A 20,387-nucleotide genomic window follows, 5' to 3' on the forward strand; every position below is an offset into this window, starting at 1 on the left:
TCGAGCTTTATTGGCGCATGTTCCGTGTGTTTGCTAGCATAGCCGGGCTTTTCGCACTTCAACGGGCAGGGATCAGGCATGGCATCCAGAAGAGATACGTTGTTACAACAACTGGGGATCACCCAGTGGACGCTGCGTCGGCCTGCGGTTTTACAGGGCGAAGTCGCCGTCAGCCTGCCTGCAGACACCCAATTACTGATTGTCGCAGACGTTCCGCCGGCTGAAGATGATCCGCTGGTGTGCGATGTTCTGCGCAGCCTGGCGCTGACCGGACAGCAGGTTTACCGCCTGACGCCGGAACAGGTGACGATGTTACCTGAAGATACCCGCTGCAACGTCTGGCGACTGGGGGTAAACGAACCTCTGCCGCTCTCCGGTACGCAGTTATCCAGCCCGGCTCTGGCCGAGCTTTATCAAGATGCCGGCGCCAAACGCGCGCTGTGGCAGCAGATTTGTGAAAATGAACCCGATTTCTATCCTGACGCCCGCTGATCTTCCCCGCGCATTCCAGATTGAACAGGCCAGCCATGCTTTTCCGTGGACTGAAAATACGCTTGCCAGCAATCAGGGCGAGCGCTATCTGAACCTGAAAATCATGCAGGGTGAAGTGATGGCTGGTTTCGCCATCACTCAAATCGTCCTCGACGAAGCGACGCTGTTCAACATCGCCATCGATCCGGCCTTCCAGCGCCAGAGCTTAGGCCGCACGTTGCTGGAAGAGGTCATACAACAGCTTGAGCAGAAAGACGTTTTCACCCTCTGGCTGGAAGTGCGTGCTTCTAACGCCAAAGCCATTGCGTTGTACGAAAGCCTCGGCTTTAACGAACTCTCTGTTCGCCGCAACTACTATCCTGCCGCCCAGGGGCGTGAAGATGCCATTATGATGGCGCTGCCGCTGGGATAGAGCACAAAAAAACCATTGATTGCCCATCCCGGCTAAATCAGTGAAAATAGCCGGCTATAACTTTTATTACCGCTTTGCCTGACGTCTCCTTCTGACGTGATGTGAAATCCTATGCAGGGCGGACCAACCGCAGAAACGTGAAAAACATGTCTCCAAGTGAATACGCCCTTGAAGTGGCTAAGCGCCGCACATTTGCCATCATCTCTCACCCCGATGCCGGTAAAACCACCATTACTGAAAAAGTTCTGTTATTCGGAAACGCGATTCAGACAGCAGGTACGGTAAAAGGCCGTGGCTCGAACAATCACGCCAAATCCGACTGGATGGAAATGGAAAAACAACGTGGTATCTCCATCACCACGTCCGTGATGCAGTTTCCGTATAAAGAGTGCCTGGTTAACCTGCTCGACACCCCGGGGCACGAAGACTTCTCCGAAGATACTTACCGTACCCTGACCGCCGTCGACTGCTGTCTGATGGTGATCGACGCCGCAAAAGGCGTCGAGGATCGTACCCGTAAGCTGATGGAAGTTACCCGTCTGCGTGATACGCCGATCCTGACCTTCATGAACAAACTTGACCGTGATATCCGTGATCCGATGGAAGTCATGGACGAAGTGGAACGTGAGCTGAAAATCGCCTGTTCACCGATTACCTGGCCGATTGGCTGCGGTAAATTGTTCAAGGGCGTTTACCACCTCTACAAAGATGAAGTCTATCTGTACCAGACCGGTAAAGGTCACACCATTCAGGAAGTCCGCACGGTCAAAGGGTTGAATAACCCTGAGCTGGACGCCGCCGTCGGTGAAGAACTGGCGAAGCAATTGCGTGAAGAGCTGGAGCTGGTGCAGGGCGCATCGCATGAATTCGATCACGAAGCGTTTCTGACCGGTGAACTGACGCCGGTATTCTTCGGTACCGCGCTGGGTAACTTCGGCGTTGACCACATGCTTGACGGTCTGGTGGACTGGGCGCCTGCGCCAATGCCACGTAATACCGACGTGCGTGAAGTGAAAGCCGACGATGAAAAATTCACCGGTTTCGTGTTTAAAATTCAGGCCAATATGGATCCTAAACACCGCGACCGCGTGGCGTTTATGCGTGTGGTTTCCGGGCGGTACGAAAAAGGCATGAAACTGCGTCAGGTGCGTACTGGCAAAGACGTGGTGATCTCCGATGCGCTGACCTTCATGGCCGGTGACCGTTCGCATGTGGAAGAGGCCTACCCGGGTGACATCATCGGTCTGCACAACCACGGCACCATTCAGATAGGCGACACCTTTACTCAAGGTGAGAACATGAAGTTCACCGGCATCCCTAACTTTGCCCCTGAAATGTTCCGCCGTATCCGCCTGCGTGATCCGCTGAAACAGAAACAGTTGCTTAAAGGGCTGGTTCAGCTGTCAGAAGAAGGCGCTGTTCAGGTGTTCCGCCCTATTGCCAATAACGATTTGATCGTCGGTGCGGTAGGTGTTCTGCAGTTTGAAGTGGTCGTGGCGCGCCTGAAAAGCGAATACAACGTGGAAGCGATTTATGAATCGGTCAACGTGAGCACCGCCCGCTGGGTCGAATGTGACGACGTGAAGAAATTCGAAGAATTCAAGCGTAAGAACGAAACCAACCTGGCGCTCGATGGCGGTGATAACTTAGCTTATATTGCGCCTACTATGGTCAACCTGAATCTGGCTTCTGAGCGATATCCTGAAGTGAAATTCCGCAAAACCCGCGAGCATTAATTCCTGATTGCGTGGTTTACAACCTGAAGACGGCCATTGCGCCGTCTTTTTTTTGCCCTTTTTTGGCTGAGCGTCACATTTCCTTTCATTCCCGTTTGTGTATTTTTTCATCTTCCCACCCTGAATTCGCCCATAATTTCTTCGAAATCTTAAGACTTGTCTGCATTCGGCCCCGTAATTGGCGATCGCTCTACTCTTTTGGACATTCTTGACTATATTAAATGTGTGTTCACGAAACAGTGGCGTAAAGCACTGCTTAAAAGTGACGAAGCAGAGTGTTATATCGAAAGGCGATGAAAAGCCCGAATAAAACGACGTACTCTGCTACAAAGGAAGTAAATACAGCAGCAATACAATTTGTTAGAAGGCGTCACCAAAAATGTGGCGTACCGGGTCCAGGCTTAGGGCTCATAAACTGAAAGGAATAAATCGATGAAAAATTCTAAATTTGCCTATTCAATGATGGCCGTTGTTCTGGGTACCGCACTGATGAGCGGTAGCGCACTGGCTGCAAGCACCACTGATAGCGCAGGTGCAAAAATCGATAGCTCCATGAAAAAAGTTGATAACTACATGGGCGATAGCGCCATCACAGCAAAAGTGAAAAGTGCACTGGTGGATGATAAAGCCATCAAAAGCACCGACATCTCTGTTACCACCAATTCTGGTGTGGTTACGCTGAGCGGCTTTGTGGCTTCCCAGTCAGAAGCTGAACAAGCTGTTGCCGCCGCCACCAAAGTTGAAGGCGTGAAATCTGTCAGCGACAAATTGCACACTAAAGACAAAAGCGAACAAAGCGTGAAAGGTTACGCCGGTGACTCTGCTACCACGGCTTCTGTAAAAGCCAAACTGCTGGCAGACGACATCGTTCCTTCACGTAACGTCAAAGTAGAAACCACCGAAGGCGTTGTTCAGCTTTCCGGTTCAGTAAAAGACCAGGCACAGTCTGACCGTGCTGAAAGCGTTGCGAAAACCGTTGATGGCGTGAAAAGCGTTAAAAACGACCTGAAAGTTGCACCATAATTTTCGCGAAACGTGTGTCGTATGAAGCAGTAAACGGCGTCCGCTCACGGGCAGGGCGCCGGATTTGAATAACATATAATGATATACCGTACCTCCTGCCCATTGTCCGGCACTGAAGGCTTACGCAATAGCGATGTGAACATTTATTTGAAAAATAAGCGTTAGTTTTTGCTAACACTTCCATTTTTCCGACTATCTTTATTAGGTAAGTGATGATTTTTATCTCCGGTATTTGCCGGCTAATAAAGTGTCACCAAGACAAATGTTACACCGAGACTTCAGACCGGAAGTAGGAGTGTCACCTTTTTAAACTGGCAAAGTGAATATATAGGGTAAGGAGAAGCTTATGTTTCGTTGGGGCATTATTTTTCTGATCATCGCGTTGATCGCAGCAGCACTGGGTTTTGGTGGTTTGGCTGGTACAGCTGCCTGGGCTGCAAAAATCGTATTCGTAGTGGGTATCATTCTGTTCCTGGTCAGCTTGTTTACCGGTCGTAAACGACTCTGACAATATAACGTTATGAAATCATAACGTTAACAGAAGTACCTCGTAAGACACCGCATCGCCCTCTTATCTGAACACATTGCCTGACCGCAGTGTTTTCAGAAAAGAGGGCGATGTTTTTTATGTTATGACCCTTCTCATTTATGTGATCCGTTAACAGTAAGTAACGATTTTATCCTCACATCCTGGTAAGAAACTCACCGAAACTGATAAGACGAGGTATGCTCAGAAATGAAGCCTGCCCGTAAAGGCTAATTGTGTGAGGATAATGCGTTGGGATACAGAATACCTGTCACGCTGGGGAATATAGAACCGCTGGCATATAAACCCTACCGGCCGGGCAAGATTGCCCTGGTGTGCGAGGGGGGAGGGCAGAGAGGCATTTTTACCGCCGGTGTGCTGGATGAATTTCAGCGGGCGAATTTCAATCCCTTCGATTTGTACCTCGGAACCTCTGCCGGCGCGCAAAACCTTTCCGCCTTCGTGTGCGGACAACCGGGTTACGCCAGAAGAGTCATTACCCGCTACACCACCAGCCCTGACTTCTTCAATCCGCTGCGCTTTGTGCGCGGCGGGCATCTTATCGATCTCGACTGGCTGGTCGATGAAACCGCAAAAAACATGCCGCTGGCGATGGAAAGTGCGGAAAAGCTGCTGATCGATGGCCGCGAATTTCTGATGTGCGCCTGCCGCAGCGACGATTACACGGCCAGTTATTTTTCACCGACGCGTGAGAACTGGTTGCCGGTTATCAAAGCCTCCAGCGCCATACCCGGTTTTTATCGTATGGGCGTGGATCTGGACGGCATCAGCTATCAGGACGGCGGCATCAGCGACGCTATTCCGGTGGAAGAAGCTTACCGTCGTGGGGCAGATACCATCGTGGTGATCCGCACGGTGCCTTCGGCGATGTTCTACACGCCGCAATGGATGAAGCGTATGGAGCAATGGCTGAGCGAAAGCAGCCTGCAACAACTGGTGCGCATGATGCAGCATCACGAAAACAGCTATCACCGTATTCAGCAGTTCATTGAAAACCCACCGGGCGACGTGCGGATTTTCGAAATCTTCCCGCCGAAACCGCTGGCCAGCCACGCGCTCGGCAGCCGTTTACCTGCTCTCAATCAGGATTATCATCTCGGGCGCCGCTGTGGCCGGTATTTCCTGTCGGCAGCCGCACACTGGCTGTTGCCGCGTGAAAATGAGCGGCCTTATCCGCAGATTATCCCGCGGGCGACACGGCCTCAGCGCGTGGTGGTGCCGGAGAATGAGCCAGAAAACGTGACACCGCTGGCGGCGGCCGTCAGCACGGTCGAACAAATCGTGCTCGATCCCGCTGTGCTCACCGATATGGTGGCCGATGGCGGCGTCGTGCGTCCGGCGGCTTTTCAGGACAGTACGCCGGCAGAAATCCGCCCGCAAAGCGTCCCGTCTGAGATGCGGTCAGCGGACATTTATCCTGCCAGTGAAGGCGACAAGCTGTGAATGTTCACTTCATTGATACGCACTGCCATTTCGATTTCCCGCCGTTCACCGGTGCTGAGGCTGAAAGCCTGCATCTGGCACAACAGAGTGGCGTGCGGGACATCATCGTGCCCGCCGTTACCGCCGATCGTTTCCACGGTATTCTCTCGCTGGCAAAAAAATTCCCTCAGCTTTATGCCGCGCTCGGTCTGCATCCTCTGTATATCGCGCAGCATACAGACGACGATCTGGCGTTGCTGGATACCCTGCTCAGCCAGCGCGATCCGCGTGCGGTGGCCGTTGGGGAAATCGGGTTGGATCTGTTTATGGAAACGCCGATGTTTGAGCAACAACAGCGTTTGCTGAAGGCGCAGTTCGCCCTGGCAAAGCGTGAGACGCTGCCGGTGATCCTGCATTCACGGCGCAGTCACGATCAGCTGGCGGCGATGTTGCGGCAGGCAAAACTTCCTGCGACCGGTGTGGTACATGGTTTTGCAGGCAGTCTTTCTCAGGCGCAGGCGTTTATCAGACTGGGTTTCGCCATTGGCGTTGGCGGCACCATCAGCTATGCGCGTGCGCAGAAAACCCGTCAGGTGATGGCGCAGTTACCACTTTCCTCATTGTTGCTGGAAACGGATGCGCCGGATATGCCGTTGCAGGGTTTTCAGGGCCAGCCAAATCGCCCGGAACGCGCCGCCGCAGTGTTTGATGTGCTGTGTGAGTTACGCCCGGAACGCCCCGAAGATATCGCCGCCGCGCTGCTTGCGAATACCCGTCGGGTGTTTAATCTTCCTTCTGATTGATGTTCATATTCATCGTTTTGTGATTTAAATAACATTAATTTCTCGTCAAATTCCCCATTAACATGCCGATCGTGATGTTTTGTAAGTTTTGTTTCCTCTTTAAATGTTATTATTATAACATCACCGGCAAGATTACCGGTCGGTGATCCCCGCGTGTCTGCCCGAACTCCGCTTGTCATGAATCGGGTATACACTCTTATATGGGCCGAATACTGAGCATAACGCCGGGTAAATGTGATTCAGATCTCATTTCACCAAGCAACGTTGCAAACGGTTTTCATTTTGTGTGAAATACTGCACACAGGAACCTGATGTGACGTGTTCAAATAGTCACAACGAATTGGCGTCTGCCAATCCAAGCGCGGTGAGAAGGATCTCAGTTGCCACGTAAGCCAGATACAGCGCTTACGCACGCTATCTTCAAGGAACCAAGTCCGCTCGCCAACCGTGCAGAATTCTTCTGCGGCGTTACCCGCCGAAAGGAATTCATGACTGTATGCTCAGTTCTGGCTGGTCGCTGGAATTGAAAATTGTTGGAGAGTTATATGACCGATTTAACCGCCGCAGCACAACGTGCGCTGAACCTGATGGATTTAACCACCCTGAACGAAGACGACACCGATGCAAAAGTGATCGCGCTTTGTCATCAGGCAAAAAGCCCGGCAGGTAACACCGCTGCTGTGTGCATTTATCCTCGTTTTATCCCGATTGCCCGTAAAACCCTGCGCGAGCAAGGTACGCCGGACATCCGTATCGCAACCGTAACCAACTTCCCGCACGGGAACGACGATCTTGAGATTGCGCTGGCTGAAACCCGTGCCGCTATCGCTTACGGCGCAGATGAAGTTGACGTGGTCTTCCCGTACCGCGCGCTGATGGCCGGCAATGAGCAGGTTGGTTTTGAAATGGTGAAACAGTGCAAAGAAGCCTGTGCCGCTGCCAATGTCCTGCTGAAAGTGATCATCGAAACCGGTGAACTGAAACAAGACGTGCTGATCCGTAAAGCATCTGAAATCGCTATCAAAGCGGGTGCTGATTTCATCAAAACCTCTACCGGTAAAGTGCCGGAAAACGCCACACTGCACAGCGCAGAGCTGATGATGACTGTGATCGCTGAAATGGGCGTCGGCAAAGACGTCGGTTTCAAACCTGCCGGTGGCGTTAAAACCGCTGAAGATGCCGCACAGTATCTGGCGCTGGCCGATCGCCTGCTGGGACGCGAATGGGCTGACTCACGTCATTTCCGTTTCGGTGCATCCAGCCTGCTGGCAAGCCTGCTGACCACTCTGGGTCACGCCGGTCAGAAAGCCACCAGCAGCTATTGATCACCGGGGCACCGCCCAGGCGGTGCGCATCTGTCGGGGCGTTGCCATGCAGCGCCCGCACAATCAGCGTCCAGATTCTGGCGTTCAGCTCAGGCAGGGGGATACCTTGTTTCTCGCACAAGAAATTATTCGTAAAAAACGTGATGGCCATCCTTTAAGTGACGAAGAAATTCGTTTCTTTGTGAACGGTATTCGCGACAGTCAGGTTTCAGAAGGTCAGATCGCCGCACTGGCAATGACTATTTATTTCAACGACATGACCATGAATGAGCGCGTGTCGCTGACCATGGCGATGCGTGATTCCGGTACCGTACTTAACTGGAAAAGCCTGAACCTGAACGGCCCGATCGTGGATAAACATTCCACCGGTGGCGTGGGTGACGTGACTTCCCTGATGCTCGGCCCGATGGTGGCGGCGTGCGGAGGTTATGTTCCGATGATTTCAGGCCGTGGCCTCGGTCATACCGGCGGTACGCTCGATAAACTCGAAGCCATTCCGGGTTTTGATATTTTCCCGGACGATAGCCGTTTTCGCAGCATTATTCAGGACGTTGGCGTAGCCATCATCGGCCAGACCAGCTCGCTGGCACCGGCGGATAAACGCTTCTATGCCACCCGCGATATCACCGCGACCGTTGATTCCATACCGCTTATCACCGCGTCAATCCTCGCCAAAAAACTGGCTGAAGGTCTGGACGCGCTGGTCATGGACGTCAAAGTGGGTTCCGGCGCATTTATGCCGACCTATCAGCTGTCCGAAGACTTGGCTCAGTCGATTGCCGATGTGGCGAACGGCGCAGGCTGCAAAACCACCGCGTTGCTGACGGACATGAACCAGGTGCTGGCCTCCAGCGCCGGTAACGCCGTTGAAGTGCGCGAAGCCGTGCGCTTCCTGACCGGCGAATACCGCAATCCGCGTCTGCTTGAAGTGACTATGGCGCTGTGCGTGGAAATGTTGCTGTCCGGCGGTCTGGCAAAAGATGACGCCGATGCCCGCAGCAAACTGCAGGCCGTGCTGGATAACGGCAAAGCGGCAGAGATTTTTGGTCGCATGATTGCGGCGCAAAAAGGACCGGCTGACTTTATTGAAAATTACGATCGCTATCTGCCGCAGGCAACGCTGAGCAAACCGGTTTACGCCGAGGGCAACGGGATTGTCAGCGCGATGGATACCCGTGCGCTGGGCATGGCCGTGGTGTCACTGGGTGGCGGTCGTCGCCGTGCCAGCGATCCTATCGATTACAGCGTAGGCCTGACGAACATGGCGCAGCTCGGCCAGCAGGTGGATACCCGCCAGCCACTGGCGATGATCCACGCCAACAGCGAAGCTGCCTGGCAGCAGGCTGCCGCAGAAGTGCGTGCCGCCATTGTTCTGAGCGACAGCGCGCCGGAAATTACGCCGGTGGTGTATCGCCGGATCGGCGGCAACGCTTGATTTCAGGCCACATCGCCCCCATTTAAGACTGATCAGGTACGCGGCAGTTCCGCGTGACCCAATGCGTAACCATTCGCAGGAGAGCAAAATGAAACGTACATTTATCATGGTGTTAGACTCATTCGGTATCGGTGCCAGTGAAGATGCCGAACGCTTTGGCGATACAGGCTCTGACACGCTGGGCCATATCGCGGCTGCCTGTGCGCGTGGTGAAGCGGACAAGGGTCGCAAAGGGCCGCTGCATCTGCCAAACCTGACCCGTCTGGGGCTGGCGAAAGCGGCTGAAGAATCTACCGGTAAAATTCCTGACGGCATGGACGGTGATTCCGAAATCACCGGTGCGTATGCCTACGCCAGCGAACTGTCTTCCGGTAAAGACACCCCGTCAGGCCACTGGGAAATCGCCGGTGTGCCTGTGTTGTTTGAATGGGGCTATTTCAGCGACACCACCAACAGCTTCCCGCAGGAACTGCTGGATAAACTGGTTGAGCGTGGCAATCTGCCGGGCTATCTCGGTAACTGCCATTCCTCTGGCACCGTTGTGCTGGATGATTTAGGTGAAGAGCACATGAAAACCGGCAAGCCGATTTTCTACACCTCCGCCGACTCTGTATTCCAGATCGCCTGCCACGAAGAAACTTTCGGGCTGGATCGTCTGTACGAACTGTGCGAAATCGCCCGTGAAGAGCTGACGGAAGGCGGCTACAACATTGGCCGCGTGATCGCCCGTCCGTTCATTGGCGACAAAGCCGGTAACTTTGAGCGTACCGGTAACCGTCACGATCTGGCGGTTGAGCCACCGGCACCGACCATTCTGAAAAAACTGGTTGATGAGAAAGACGGCCATGTGGTGTCTGTCGGTAAAATCGCCGATATCTATGCGCAGGTCGGCATCACCAAAAAAGTGAAAGCCACCGGTCTGGACGCTCTGTTTGACGCCACCATCAAAGAGATGAAAGAAGCGGGCGACAAAACTATCGTCTTCACTAACTTCGTGGATTTCGACTCCTCTTACGGCCACCGTCGTGATGTGCCGGGCTACGCCGCCGCACTGGAACTGTTCGACCGCCGTATGCCGGAACTGCTTGAGCTGGTGAAAGAAGATGACATCATCATCTTCACCGCTGACCACGGTTGTGACCCAACCTGGCGCGGTACGGATCATACCCGTGAGCACATTCCGGTGTTAATCTACGGCCCGAAAGTGAAACCGGGCTCATTAGGCCACCGTGAAACCTTCGCGGATATCGGTCAGACGGTCGCGAAATACTTCGATCTGTCACCGATGGACTACGGCAAATCCATGCTGTAAGACTTTGCAGACGCGGCCGGCACTGATGCCGGCCGCGTTTTTATGATGAATATGACACCTCGCTGAAAAGGAATAAGAAGATGGCAACTCCACACATTAATGCTGAAATGGGCGACTTCGCTGACGTAGTGCTGATGCCTGGGGATCCGCTGCGCGCCAAGCACATCGCGGAAACTTTCCTTCAGGACGTTAAGCAGGTGAACGACGTGCGTGGCATGTTGGGTTTCACCGGCACTTACAAAGGCCGCAAAATCTCCGTGATGGGCCACGGCATGGGCATTCCTTCCTGCTCTATTTATGCCAAAGAGCTGATCACGGAATTCGGCGTGAAGAAAATCATTCGCGTGGGTTCTTGTGGCGCAGTGCGTGCCGACATCAAACTGCGTGACATCGTTATCGGCATGGGTGCCTGTACCGATTCCAAAGTGAACCGTATGCGTTTTAAAGACCATGACTACGCGGCTATCGCCGATTACGACATGGTGCGCAATGCTGCTGATGCTGCGAAAGCCAAAGGCATCAACGCACGCGTCGGTAACATCTTCTCCGCAGACCTGTTCTACACGCCAGACCCGCAAATGTTCGACGTGATGGAAAAATACGGCATTCTGGGCGTGGAAATGGAAGCCGCCGGTATCTACGGCGTGGCAGCAGAATTTGGTGCAAAAGCGCTGACCATCTGTACCGTTTCCGACCATATCCGTACGCACGAACAGACCACTGCCGCTGAACGTCAGACGACCTTCAACGACATGATCGAAATCGCGCTGGAATCCGTTCTGCTGGGCGATAAAGAATAAATACTGACCCCCTCTGCAGAAACAAAAACGGGCACCGAAAGGTGCCCGTTTTGCTATGCGTTTTAGGGTGATTTTTTGCGTCTCTGACTTTATATCATCAGGATATATCGATTTATTTTCATTTTATATCTATGCTATTAGCTATGCATTTTTCTATTCATTACTGAGCTGCTCATGTCTGAACTTGTGGATTTACTGCGTCAGGGCAGTCTGACGGCGAAAGAGATCACAGAACGCCTGCACATCAATCAGTCAACGCTTTCCAGACGGCTGACTAAAACACCTGAAATTGTCAAAATCGGGCAAAGCCGCTCGACCCGCTACATTCTGCCGCGTCCGCTGGATAACCAGTGGCGCTTCCCGTTGTACCAGAGTAATGAGGCCGGGAATGCCGTGAATGCCGGCACCTTGTATTCAATCTGGCCGGGTGAAAGTTACGCGGTGGAGACGGTCAGCGGTCAGTCGCTCACTTTTGATGGCCTGCCGTGGTTTATCACCGATATGCGGCCCCAGGGTTTTTTAGGCCGGGCGTGGGGGCGTGATATTAACGCCGCACTGCATTTTCCTGATGACATTAAAAAGTGGACCGAATCCCAGACGCTGGTGGCGCTGGCAAGAGCGGGCGATGAAACGGTCGGGAACTTTGTCATCGGAGAAACTGCTTATCAGAGATGGTTTCATAAGCAGGACGATATTCCCGTTTCTTGTGAAGACAAAATTCAGGCCTATGAAAATCTGGCGCAGAGAAGTCTGGCCGGAGAGGAGGTCGGCTCATCTGCGGGTGGCGAGCAGCCTAAATTCAGCTGCTACGCAGAACATACCGATCGGGAAGCCTCCCGGGTTTTAGTAAAATTCTCCTCTGCACCAGCCAATGAAAATGCCCGCCGCTGGGGGGATTTGCTGCGTGCGGAAGCCCACGCATTACAGGTACTGCAAAACGTGGGGATCCCGGCTGCGACGGCCGAAATCTTTACCGGAAGACACGGCGAGGTCTTCCTTGAGGTTGAGCGGTTTGACCGCAAAGGTGCGCGCGGGCGCTGTGGGATGGTATCGCTTGAAGCCGTTTCGGCAGAATTTGGCGGCGGCAACAGCAACTGGTTTGCGACCGCACAGCAGTTACGCAGGAACAAGATTATTACCGCCCCGACGCTGGAGAAAATTGAGCAAATTTATGCCTTCGGCAAGCTGATTGCCAACAGCGATATGCATCAGGGAAATCTGTCATTTATCGATCCTGCCATTGACCCTTTAAAACAATCTCTTACGATGTCGCCGGTGTATGACATGTTACCGATGGCTTTTGCGCCGACAAATGCCGGTGTTATGCGTCGTGAAGCCGCGCCATTAACGCTCGACCCTCTGGTGTCGAAAGCGAAGTGGTTGAATGCGCAGGCATGGGCACAGGAATTCTGGCGGAAAGTGCAAAGCGATGCCGCCATCAGTCTTGAGTTTCGTCAACTGGCCAGCGAAATGCTGGCGCAGGTGGAAGGGTTAACAGGGCCTGTTCAGCGGCTGGCCTGAATCACTTCGGTTTGCTGCGTTTCAGACTGCGGTAAGCGGCCTGTGCGGCTTCTTTGGTTTGCGCTTCGGTCGCGGGTCTGGCCGGGGCCACCTCGGCGTCGGGTTCGGTGAGGTTCAGCGTCGGCGGCGGGCCGAACTCTTCGGGGGTTTCTTCTTCCGGTTCATCATCTTCTTTCACCGGTTTACTGGCCGTCAGCAGGAACGGAGACTGTTGCCAGCGCGAACGGCGGCCCTGCAACAGCGTGCGGGCGAGAATGATGCCGACACCCAGCGCGGCGAGCATCATCAGACGCAGCAGATTGGTGGTGTTATCCACCTGTTTGGACTCCGTCGCCAGCACGTGCGTATCCAGCGTGATGCGTAAAAAGCCGCTCGGCCCGTTCTTATCTTCTATCGGCACCACAATCTGATGATTGAAGTAGCTGCCCGCGCGTTTGCCATCCAGTGACAAGCGGTCGCGAACCGGTACCTGTTCACCGGCATGCGCCACCAGAGTGCCGTCGGATTCGTAAACGCTGGCGTCGAGAATGCGACTTTCATCGGTAAGCTGACTCAAAATAGTGGAAATCTGCGCGATATCCGCGCCATCATTGTCGCTGTCCATCAGCGGCGCGAGGGAAAACGCCACCTGTTTGGCCAGTGTTTGCGCCAGTTGCTCGACCTGCGTGGATCGGGCGAGCTGATGCCCGAGGCTGAAATAGGACGCGCCTTGCATAAGAATGACTAACAACGCCAGGCTAATCAATACGATAGCAGCGCGGTGCAGGCGAAATTTGAGTTTGGCCTTTGCCATTCCGTTTCCTTGCGTTTTTCGATGAGTTTAATGTTGCCAGAAGCGCTGGCGATAAGGTAGCTTGATGCGTCGTTTTATCGGCGGCATCTCTGCCTTTTTCTACCGTTTTAGTCACTTATTTTTTAATAATCTACCGGAGTAATCATGCCAAACAGTCTGACCTATTGCGATCTTCCTGCGGAGATCCACCAATGGCCGGGACTTCCCCTTTCATTGAGCGGTGATGAAGTGATGCCGCTGGATTACCGGGCGGGACATACCGGGTGGCTCCTCTACGGTAGAAAACTCGATAAAATCAGCATTACGCAGTTCCAGCGTCAGTTAGGCCGCGCCTTAGTGATTGTCAGCGCGTGGGCGGTGGAAGGTTATCAGGTGGTGCGCCTGGCCGGTTCACTTACCGCTGACGTGCAGAAACTGGCGGAATCCTTCGAATTCGATGTGACTCAGCTGGGCAAAGTGCCTTACCTGCGCGTGCCGGGGCTGCTGGTCATGGACATGGATTCTACCGCGATAGAGATTGAATGCATCGACGAAATTGCCAAACTGGCGGGCGTCGGTGAGCAGGTGTCTGAAGTGACTGAACGCGCCATGCGCGGCGAGCTGGATTTCTCAGCCAGCCTGCGTCAGCGCGTCGCCACGCTCAGGGATGCTGATGCCAGCATTCTGCAACAGGTGCGTGACACGTTGCCGCTGATGCCGGGCCTGACGGTCATGGTGCAGCGTTTGCAGGAAGCGGGCTGGCACGTAGCCATCGCGTCCGGCGGTTTTACCTATTACGCGGAATACCTGCGTGACCGCCTGAACCTGGTGGATGTGGCGGCGAACGAGCTGGAAATTCGTGACGGTAAGCTGACAGGCCGCGTGATTGGCCCGATTGTCGATGCGCAATATAAAGCCGACACTCTGCTGAAACTGGCCGAGAAACTGGAAATTCCTCACGAACAAACCATTGCCATTGGCGACGGTGCAAACGATCTGAAAATGATGGCCGTCGCGGGCATGGGTATTGCCTATCACGCGAAACCGAAAGTCTACGAACAGGCGGCAGTGTGCATCCGTCATGCGGATTTGCTTGGCGTGCTGTGTATTCTCAGCGGCAGTCAATCCTGAATACCCGTCATATTTCAGGATGCATGCGATCACTCACCCGAATCTTACTCAGGTAAGCGAATCGGGATGAGTATTCATTATTTAATTGAAGAGGTTAGTTGTGGCAAAAGCAGCAAAACGTGCATTTGTGTGTAATGAATGTGGCGCAGATTATCCGCGCTGGCAAGGGCAGTGTAGTGCCTGTCAGGCCTGGAACAGCATTACTGAAATCCGTTTGGCGGCTTCTCCGACCGTGGCGCGCAACGAGCGCCTGACCGGCTACGCAGGCGATGCGGGCGTCAGCCGCGTGCAGAAACTTTCCGACATCAGCCTCGACGAACTTCCGCGTTTCAGCACCGGTTTTAAAGAGTTCGACCGCGTACTGGGCGGCGGTGTAGTGCCGGGCAGTGCGATTCTGATTGGCGGTAACCCCGGCGCCGGTAAAAGTACGCTGTTGCTGCAAATTTTGTGTCACCTCAGCGAAAACATGAAAACCCTGTACGTTACCGGTGAGGAATCCCTGCAACAGGTGGCGATGCGCGCGCACCGCCTGGGTTTACCGACGGCGAATATGAACATGCTGTCGGAAACCAGCATCGAGCAAATTTGTGAAATTGCGGATGTCGAAAAGCCGAAGCTGATGGTGATCGACTCCATTCAGGTGATGCACATGGCGGATATCCAGTCTTCGCCCGGCACCGTGGCGCAGGTGCGTGAAACGGCGGCGTATCTGACCCGCTTTGCTAAAACGCGTGGGGTGGCGATCGTGATGGTGGGGCACGTAACCAAAGACGGCTCACTGGCTGGCCCGAAAGTGCTTGAGCACTGTATCGACTGTTCCGTGCTGCTCGACGGCGATGCGGATTCGCGTTTCCGAACCTTGCGCAGCCACAAAAACCGCTTCGGTGCGGTGAATGAGCTCGGGGTTTTTGCCATGACCGAACAGGGCCTGCGCGAAGTCAGTAACCCTTCGGCGATCTTCCTCAGCCGTGGCGATGAAATTACCTCCGGCAGCTCCGTTATGGTGCTGTGGGAAGGCACCCGGCCGCTGCTGGTGGAAGTGCAGGCGCTGGTCGATCATTCGATGATGGGCAATCCGCGTCGCGTGGCGGTAGGGCTGGAGCAGAATCGTCTGGCCATTTTGCTGGCCGTCCTGCACCGTCACGGCGGTTTGCAGATGGCCGATCAGGACGTTTTCGTGAACGTGGTCGGCGGGGTGAAAGTGACTGAAACCAGTGCCGATCTGGCGCTGCTGCTTTCGCTGGTGTCGAGCCTGCGCGATCGTCCTTTGCCGCATGATTTGGTGGTGTTTGGCGAAGTCGGCCTGGCGGGAGAAATTCGTCCGGTGCCGAGCGGCCAGGAACGCATTACCGAGGCGGCAAAGCACGGGTTCAAACGCGCTATTGTGCCGCACGCGAATGTGCCGAAAAAAGTGCCAGCCGGGATGCAGGTGTTTGGGGTCAAAAAACTGGCCGACGCGCTGGCAATCCTCGACGATTTGTAACGGTTTTTGAGTGTGAATCCTGTCCGGCTTTGTGCTATTTTTTGTTTAGTAAAACAAACATAAGGACAGGGTATGTCTCAGTTCGATTATCTTAAAACCGCCATCAAGCAACAGGGACGCACCTTACAGCAGGTGGCCGAAGCGAGCGGGATGACCAAGGGTTATCTCAGCCAGCTATTGAATGCAAAGATAAAAAGCCCCAGCGCGCAAAAGCTGGAGGCGCTGCACCGCTTCCTTGACCTTGAGTTTCCCCGTCGCGAAAAGAATATCGGCGTGGTGTTCGGCAAGTTTTATCCGCTGCACACCGGCCATATTTATCTGATCCAGCGAGCCTGTAGTCAGGTCGACGAACTGCACATCATCATGGGCTTTGATGAGCCGCGCGATCGCGAGCTGTTTGAGAACAGTTCGATGTCTCAGCAACCGACGGTCAGCGATCGGCTGCGCTGGTTGCTTCAGACCTTCAAATATCAAAAAAACATTCATATTCATGCCTTTAATGAAGAGGGGATGGAGCCGTATCCGCACGGCTGGGATGTCTGGGGGCGCGGTATCAAGGAGTTCATGAGCCAGAAAGGCATTGAACCCAATACCATTTATTCCAGCGAAGAAGGGGATGCGCCGCAGTACCGTGAGCACCTCGGTATTGAAACGGTGCTGATCGACCCGAAACGTTCATTTATGAATATCAGTGGCCGCCAGATCCGTCAGGATCCGTTCCGCTACTGGGATTATATTCCGACGGAAGTGAAGCCATTCTTCGTGCGCACCGTGGCGGTGCTGGGCGGTGAATCCAGTGGAAAATCTACGCTGGTCAATAAGTTAGCCAATATCTTCAATACCACCAGCGCCTGGGAATATGGCCGCGACTATGTTTTCTCCCACCTTGGTGGTGACGAGATGGCGCTGCAATATTCTGATTACGACAAAATCGCGCTCGGCCAGGCGCAGTACATCGATTTCGCGGTGAAATATGCCAACAAGGTCGCGTTTATTGATACCGATTTTCTGACCACGCAGGCGTTTTGTGTAAAGTACGAAGGCCGCGAACACCCGTTTGTGCAGGCGCTGATGGACGAATACAAATTCGATCTGGTGATCCTGCTGGAAAATAATACGCCGTGGGTCGCCGATGGCCTGCGCAGTCTGGGCAGCACGACAGACCGTATGTCTTTTCAAAATCTGCTTATCGATATGCTGAAACAAAACAATGTGGATTACGTTCACGTTGAATCGTCAGATTATGATCAGCGTTTTCTGGAATGTATTGAACTGGTACAGAACATGCTGGCGGCGGATACCAGCCGGTTAAATCAGCCTGCCGGTTCCTGAATCCTTCATCAGCCCTTGTCCTGAAAAATGAAAATGCCTGTTCTGCCGGACAGGCATTTTTTATGGCGCTTATTCCTATAAACATTCTTTTCATGAATGCTTTGGTTAATTTATATATTTTATAATTATCAATAAAGTCATTTAATTACAGCGGGTTATTTTTTTAATCATTCAATTTGTAACAGGGGTAAAGTAAATCCTGAGTTAATTCAAATGATTGAACGCAAATCATTTTTGCCCTCATTGAATACGCATTTTATGCGTAAGTCCCCTCCATGAATAAAAATACAGTGACGGCCGTTGAGTTTTATTTGTCCGATTATACTCATTCATTGTGCCTCTCATTCCGGCAGAGGCTTTTTAAGGTGATCCGAATGAATTTATCATTCAAGCCCTGGGGTATCGCAGTATTGTGCAGCGCAGGCGCATTTGCGCTTGCCAGCGTGATGTTTATGCAAGGCTGGCTTCCGGTCAGCAGTCAGGCCGATACCACGGTTCCTGCGCCGTCTGCTCCTGTCGCACAACCCGCAACTGCTGCTGTTCCGGCCCCCGCTCCTGCGGCCTTTACTCAGGCCCAGCTTGACCAGTGGGTCGCCCCCGTGGCGCTTTATCCTGACAGCCTGCTTTCACAGGTTTTGATGGCCTCCACCTATCCCACCAACGTCATTCAGGCGGTGCAATGGTCACGCGACCATCCGCAAAGTCAGGGCGACGCCGCCGTCACTCAGGTGGCGAATGAACCCTGGGATCCGAGTGTGAAATCGCTGGTGGCGTTTCCGCAATTGCTGGCGCTGATGGGTGAAGATCCCGCGTGGGTGCAAAACCTCGGTGACGCATTTCTGGCGCAACCGGCCGACGTGATGGACACCGTGCAGAAATTCCGTCAGGTGGCGCAAAAGAGCGGGGCGCTGAAAAGCACGCCGCAGCAGAAAGTCACGGTAAAACCTGCCGCATCAGCCAGCGGCACTACCGTGGTGAAAAGCGCACCGGCTCAGCAAACCATCATTATCGAATCTGCTGATCCGCAGGTGGTTTACGTGCCGAGCTACAACCCGAATGTGGTGTATGGCGCATGGCCGACACCGGCTTATCCGCCGGTCTATCTGCCGCCACCGCCGGGGCAGCAGTTCGTGAACGGTGTGGTTTCCGGGGTCGGATTCGGAGTGGGTGTGGCCGCGACCTATGCCATTTTTGGCAGCATCGACTGGGATGACGATCATCACGACGACCACCATGATGATCACCACGACGACGGCCACCATGGCGGTTCGCCGAATAATTACGTCAACGTTAACGTTAATAATTACAACCGCATATCCGGCAATAACAACAATGCGGTGAATCATCCGGGTTCACCAGCCACAGCGGGCTGGCAGCACAATGCCGCTTTCAACAATGGTGTGCCACCTCGCACGGCAAACCTGAGCGGGGCCACGCAGAACCGTGCGCTAAATAATGCCGCACAACGTAATAATTACCGTGGTTTTGACGGCAATGCGGTGGGGCGTAACAACGGCGGCGTGCAAAATCAGCCGCTGGATCAACGTCGTCAGCAGGCGGCTTCGGTAATGAACAGCCGTCCGGGGTTTACGTCCGGGCAAACGCACGCATCACCCCGTTCGGTGCCGCCAGCAAGACAAGGTGTCACCTCCGACAGCCATCACATTTCCGGCCGCCAGTTGCCGCAGCATAACTCGCCCTCTCATCCGTCGTTTTCCGGGCAACAGAAGCTTTCTCAGCGCAGCGGGAATCTGCGTCAGGGGGGCGACATGACGCGCAGTTCAGCCTTCAGCGGGAATTCCAGCCGCGGGCCGTCGTGGCAACAACAACAGGCGCGCGGTGACAGAAGCCGTCACCAGATGCGTGACTCCCTGCCTGAGCGGTCTGCCGGTGCGGAAGCCCATCATTTTCAGCGGCGCTAACTTTTGAGGAAAGGTAATGAAAATATGTAGCCGTCTTCTGATTTCTGCCGGTGCTCTGATGCTCCCTCTTTGCGTCTTCGCTCAGCAATCTTTTCCGCAGCCGGAGCAGGCTGCTGAGGCACTGGTTGATGCTGTGAGCAGACACGATGATGCCGCTCTGAAGCAACTTCTGGGTGATGACTGGCAGCGCTATCTGCCGCAAAAAGATGTCGATCCTGAAGAAGTCGCCCGATTCCTGCGCGACTGGAAAGTCAGCCATACGATGGTGAAACAGGGCGATGTGGCCCATCTGAACGTCGGCACGGAAAGCTGGCAGTTGCCGATACCGATAAAGCAAACGGCTCAGGGCTGGTCCTTCGATATGGTGGCCGGTGCGGCTGAAATTGCAACGCGGACCATCGGGCGCAACGAGCTTTCCACCCTTCAGGCCGTCGCGGCTTATGCCGATGCGCAGCACGCGTTCCAGCAGAGCGCCGGGCAGTATGCCCAACGGTTTATCAGCACGGACGGGCAGCACGATGGTTTGTACTGGCCGGTAAAAGAGGGCGAAGCACCCAGCCCGCTCGGCCCTGCCTTTGGCGGCGAACAGCCGGGGTCTGACTACCATGGTTATTATTTCCGTATTCTTACCGCGCAGGGTGCCAGCGCCAGCGGCGGGGCTTATAGTTATATCGATAATGGCAAGATGACGAAAGGTTTCGCGCTGATCGCCTGGCCGGTGAGTTACGGGCATACCGGTATCACCAGTTTTATAATTAATCAGCAGGGCGAAGTGTATCAGCAGGATTTAGGGGCAGACACTGATGCTGCGGCGCGGGCGATAGTCGCGTTTGATCCCGATGCCCGATGGCAGAAGGTCGACGACGGAGAATAGCCGCCAGCGTTTCGGGAATATGCGCCCAAATAAGAAAGCCGTCAC

General features: G+C 54.0%; 18 protein-coding genes. 17 read left to right on the top strand and 1 reads right to left on the bottom strand.

Going from position 1 to position 20,387, the window contains the following annotated elements:
* Positions 1–78: 78 nt before the first annotated feature.
* The 12 genes from ABSH60_RS12550 to yjjJ all read left to right on the top strand — a co-directional run bounded on the left by ABSH60_RS12550 (position 79) and on the right by yjjJ (position 12,828).
* A complete protein-coding gene (locus tag ABSH60_RS12550; protein WP_122094262.1) occupies positions 79–492 on the top strand; it encodes a DNA polymerase III subunit psi in 414 nt (137 codons plus the stop codon).
* On the top strand, positions 461–904 hold the full coding sequence (rimI, locus tag ABSH60_RS12555) for a ribosomal protein S18-alanine N-acetyltransferase (RefSeq protein WP_390974204.1): 444 nt from the start codon (positions 461–463) through the stop codon (positions 902–904). The genes ABSH60_RS12550 and rimI overlap by 32 nt, the downstream gene beginning before the upstream one ends.
* Positions 905–1,050: 146 nt before the next feature.
* Complete coding sequence (gene prfC, locus ABSH60_RS12560) at positions 1,051–2,640, top strand: peptide chain release factor 3 (protein WP_056776651.1); 1,590 nt, start codon at positions 1,051–1,053, stop codon at positions 2,638–2,640.
* A gap of 432 nt (positions 2,641–3,072) precedes the next feature.
* Positions 3,073–3,663, top strand: a complete 591-nt coding sequence (gene osmY, locus ABSH60_RS12565; RefSeq protein ID WP_056776654.1) for a molecular chaperone OsmY — start codon at positions 3,073–3,075, stop codon at positions 3,661–3,663.
* A 346-nt stretch (positions 3,664–4,009) separates the two neighbouring features.
* A complete protein-coding gene (locus ABSH60_RS12570; protein WP_013577105.1) occupies positions 4,010–4,171 on the top strand; it encodes a DUF1328 domain-containing protein in 162 nt (53 codons plus the stop codon).
* Positions 4,172–4,441: 270 nt separating this feature from the next.
* Entirely contained in the window at positions 4,442–5,653 is a 1,212-nt protein-coding gene (locus ABSH60_RS12575; RefSeq protein ID WP_238485212.1) for a patatin family protein, read from the top strand.
* A complete protein-coding gene (locus tag ABSH60_RS12580; protein WP_390974207.1) occupies positions 5,650–6,435 on the top strand; it encodes a TatD family hydrolase in 786 nt (261 codons plus the stop codon). Before ABSH60_RS12575 ends, ABSH60_RS12580 begins: the two co-directional genes overlap by 4 nt.
* Positions 6,436–6,980: 545 nt before the next feature.
* A complete protein-coding gene (gene deoC, locus ABSH60_RS12585) occupies positions 6,981–7,760 on the top strand; it encodes a deoxyribose-phosphate aldolase (RefSeq protein WP_390974209.1) in 780 nt (259 codons plus the stop codon).
* A gap of 46 nt (positions 7,761–7,806) precedes the next feature.
* Positions 7,807–9,195 (top strand): thymidine phosphorylase, encoded by a 1,389-nt coding sequence (deoA, locus tag ABSH60_RS12590; RefSeq protein ID WP_205965057.1) that lies wholly within the window; start codon positions 7,807–7,809, stop codon positions 9,193–9,195.
* A gap of 88 nt (positions 9,196–9,283) precedes the next feature.
* Positions 9,284–10,507, top strand: a complete 1,224-nt coding sequence (deoB, locus tag ABSH60_RS12595) for a phosphopentomutase (protein WP_056776667.1) — start codon at positions 9,284–9,286, stop codon at positions 10,505–10,507.
* An 80-nt stretch (positions 10,508–10,587) separates the two neighbouring features.
* The gene (gene deoD, locus ABSH60_RS12600; RefSeq protein WP_013577098.1) at positions 10,588–11,307 is read left to right on the top strand and encodes a purine-nucleoside phosphorylase; all 720 of its coding nucleotides are present in this window, start codon (positions 10,588–10,590) and stop codon (positions 11,305–11,307) included.
* Between the two features lie 174 nt (positions 11,308–11,481).
* The gene (gene yjjJ, locus ABSH60_RS12605) at positions 11,482–12,828 is read left to right on the top strand and encodes a type II toxin-antitoxin system HipA family toxin YjjJ (protein WP_390974212.1); all 1,347 of its coding nucleotides are present in this window, start codon (positions 11,482–11,484) and stop codon (positions 12,826–12,828) included.
* Position 12,829: 1 nt separating this feature from the next.
* On the opposite strand, the gene ABSH60_RS12610 is transcribed toward yjjJ, so the two are convergent.
* A complete protein-coding gene (locus ABSH60_RS12610; RefSeq protein ID WP_056776675.1) occupies positions 12,830–13,621 on the bottom strand; it encodes a YtjB family periplasmic protein in 792 nt (263 codons plus the stop codon).
* A 144-nt stretch (positions 13,622–13,765) separates the two neighbouring features.
* Here ABSH60_RS12610 and serB point away from each other — a divergent pair, with 144 nt between their 5' ends.
* The 5 genes from serB to ABSH60_RS12635 all read left to right on the top strand — a co-directional run bounded on the left by serB (position 13,766) and on the right by ABSH60_RS12635 (position 20,342).
* On the top strand, positions 13,766–14,731 hold the full coding sequence (gene serB, locus ABSH60_RS12615) for a phosphoserine phosphatase (protein ID WP_056776678.1): 966 nt from the start codon (positions 13,766–13,768) through the stop codon (positions 14,729–14,731).
* A 100-nt stretch (positions 14,732–14,831) separates the two neighbouring features.
* Positions 14,832–16,214 carry a DNA repair protein RadA gene (radA, locus tag ABSH60_RS12620; protein WP_056776681.1) on the top strand — a complete coding sequence of 461 codons (1,383 nt, stop codon included), beginning with the start codon at positions 14,832–14,834 and terminating at the stop codon, positions 16,212–16,214.
* Between the two features lie 72 nt (positions 16,215–16,286).
* Entirely contained in the window at positions 16,287–17,546 is a 1,260-nt protein-coding gene (nadR, locus tag ABSH60_RS12625) for a multifunctional transcriptional regulator/nicotinamide-nucleotide adenylyltransferase/ribosylnicotinamide kinase NadR (protein WP_056776684.1), read from the top strand.
* A gap of 374 nt (positions 17,547–17,920) precedes the next feature.
* On the top strand, positions 17,921–19,468 hold the full coding sequence (locus tag ABSH60_RS12630) for a DUF3300 domain-containing protein (RefSeq protein WP_390974215.1): 1,548 nt from the start codon (positions 17,921–17,923) through the stop codon (positions 19,466–19,468).
* A 16-nt stretch (positions 19,469–19,484) separates the two neighbouring features.
* On the top strand, positions 19,485–20,342 hold the full coding sequence (locus ABSH60_RS12635) for a DUF2950 domain-containing protein (protein ID WP_122094244.1): 858 nt from the start codon (positions 19,485–19,487) through the stop codon (positions 20,340–20,342).
* Positions 20,343–20,387: the final 45 nt, after the last annotated feature.

Origin of the sequence: Rahnella sp. R3(2024) (assembly GCF_042920125.1) — a bacterium.
Lineage (GTDB): Bacteria > Pseudomonadota > Gammaproteobacteria > Enterobacterales > Enterobacteriaceae > Rahnella > Rahnella rivi.